Raw genomic sequence first — 2392 nt, 5'->3', positions numbered from 1 at the left:
ACCTCACGCCGCGTCCGCTTGCGCTTGCCGTTGTACTCCGCATCGCCGAAGGTCAGTTGCATCGTCGTTGTCCGTTGCGTCTGTGTGATTGTCGCAGGATCAAGGGGAGTTGTTCAGAGTTTCCCTAAGGTTGACGGAGGCGGCTGGGGATGGCAACGCCCTTTAGTTAATGGCTGGCATGAAGATGTCGATAATCCTACTCTTGCCAGCACACTCGCAACGTATTTGCGCACGAGGAGCACGGAGGCCGTTGTTTTCCCACGCTCAACCTCTGAAACCGTTGAGACTTCCACCAAGCTGCCGTGGTGGAAGTTGGCCGCCAAGTATCATCTCGCAAGAATTCTTCCTAATGAAAAAGAGATGTGGGGGTCGCTCCCAAAGGATGAAATTGGCTCTGACATCCGCTCACGACCGAGGTACGCGGTATACCTGAAAGCAAAGGCAATCATAAGCCTACATACAGATGCAGGATCAACTACTGCAACCGGATCAAAAATTCTCTACGCAACCGGGAGGGAATCGAGCAAACTTTTGGCCGATGCAGTCTCATGCTCCATGAAGGAAGTGATCAATGCAACACCAGGATACGAGCAATGGGTTGTTCGCGCAGCAGAGGCATCCACTGAATACGGTGAAAACACGTATGCACTTGGAGTTCCCGCCGTTTTGGTCGAGGTAGGATTTGCCTCAAACCCTACCAATGCAACAGCCCTGCTTGACCCTGTCTTTCGAGATGCGGCAATGCGCGGCGTTGAGAAGGGATACCGGATCAATAGAAGCGGAAAGACCTGCACACCGCAAAAAATCTCAGTTGCTAATACTTCGGCCGTAGTGAACGGCCCGAAGATCACCATCTCTACCAGCTTTGTCGGAAACCCGCAGTTCCCGTTGGCCTATGAAAGAAAGTTCACCACGTGTCCCACCGGCTGGACTTGCCCTTCTTTTAGCAAGACATATGCGACTGAGCAGGCGTCACCCTTGACAAATGAGTGGTACTGCACAGGTTCAAGCGGCACGAAAACGACTTCATTTGAGATGTTGACCACCGTTATCGACGCTGACGGTGTAAAGACGGAAGCAAAAAGCACTTTCACCTGTAAGGCAACTGCTTAAGATTCATTAGTGGTAACTTGTAGCTCACCCGTTTACAGACTACTTGGTTAGAAAAATTCGCTCCAAGTGCCGAAGATCATTTCTTTGGTGCTTGGAGCGATTATGGCTTCGTTTACTGCAGTTGACCTATCCAAGCTGCAAGCGCCAGACCTTATCGAAGCTCTGGACTTCGAGACGATCTTTGCTGCTGCACTGGCTCAGTTCCGCAGCCTGATGCTGGAATTCTCAGCGCTCACCGAATCAGATCCGGTCTACAAGCTCCTGCAGCTGTTCGCAGCCCGCGAGCTATTGCTCCGCCAGCGCGCCAACGACAAGGCGCAGCAGACAATGCTGGCCTTCGCCACCGGCACCAACCTCGATCACTTAGGCGCGCTGTTCGGCGTTGCGCGTCTGGTGCTTGATCCGGGCCAGCCGGAGATCGGCATCGCACCGACCCATGAGTCGGACGTGGACTTTCGCCGCCGCATCCAGCTGGCTCGGTAATCCCCCCGCTTTTAGCGGTCGCCAAAAGTGGAGCTATGCGGTCATCGCCAATTTCATCGCTGGGGTGATGCCGCCCAGCGCCATGTTGGGGCGCTCGTGGTTGTACGTCCATAGCCAGCGTGTGGCCTCGTCCTGAACCTGCTCGATGGTGTCGAACAACGTTGTGGCCAGCCAGGCATAGCGGACGGTACGGTTGTAGCGCTCGACGTAAGCATTCTGCTGTGGTTTGCCCGGCTGGATGTGGTCGATCCGAATGCCGCGCTGCTGTGCCCAGGCTAGCAGCGCGCCACTGATGTACTCCGGGCCGTTGTCACAGCGAATCACGCGCGGCTTGCCGCGCCACTCGATGATCTGATCCAACGAGCGGATCACCCGGGCCGATGGCAACGACAGGTCGACCTCGATCCCCAGACCCTCGCGATTGAAGTCGTCGAGCACGTTAAACAACCGGAAGCTGCGACCATCGGCCAACTGGTCGTGCATGAAGTCCATCGACCAGAACTGGTTGATCGTCTCCGGCACCGCCAACGGCTCTGGCCGCTCGCGCACCAGCCGCCTCTTCGGCTTGATCCGCAGGTTCAATTCCAACTCCCGGTAGATGCGGTACACCCGCTTGTAGTTCCAGCCAAAGCCCTTCACGTTGCGCAGATGCAGGAAGCACAAGCCGAACCCCCAATCGCGATAGGTCGCGGTCAGTCTCACAAGCCAATCAGCAATCTGGGCGTTCTCCTGGCTGGCCTTGGGCTGATACCGAAAGCAGGTCTCGCTCAGCGCAAAGGTCCGGCAAGCATGCCGG

2 protein-coding genes and 1 pseudogene are annotated in these 2392 nt (G+C 56.1%); 2 read left to right on the top strand and 1 reads right to left on the bottom strand.

The window, feature by feature from the left end:
- The first annotated feature begins 84 nt into the window (after nucleotides 1–84).
- Complete coding sequence (locus tag NX05_RS21405; RefSeq protein WP_162231343.1) at nucleotides 85–1113, top strand: N-acetylmuramoyl-L-alanine amidase; 1029 nt, start codon at nucleotides 85–87, stop codon at nucleotides 1111–1113.
- Nucleotides 1114–1215: 102 nt separating this feature from the next.
- Nucleotides 1216–1590: pseudogene (locus NX05_RS01285) on the top strand (baseplate assembly protein); the annotation flags it as partial.
- 39 nt (nucleotides 1591–1629) lie between these two features.
- Here the strand turns inward: NX05_RS01285 and NX05_RS01280 are convergent.
- Nucleotides 1630–2392: IS3 family transposase (locus NX05_RS01280; RefSeq protein WP_053012821.1), on the bottom strand; the 763-nt coding region annotated here is incomplete at its 5' end.

The sequence above is a fragment of the Xanthomonas vasicola genome, from assembly GCF_000772705.2.
GTDB classification, from domain to species: Bacteria; Pseudomonadota; Gammaproteobacteria; order Xanthomonadales; family Xanthomonadaceae; genus Xanthomonas; species Xanthomonas vasicola.
This window is presented reverse-complemented; position numbering and strand designations above follow the sequence as displayed.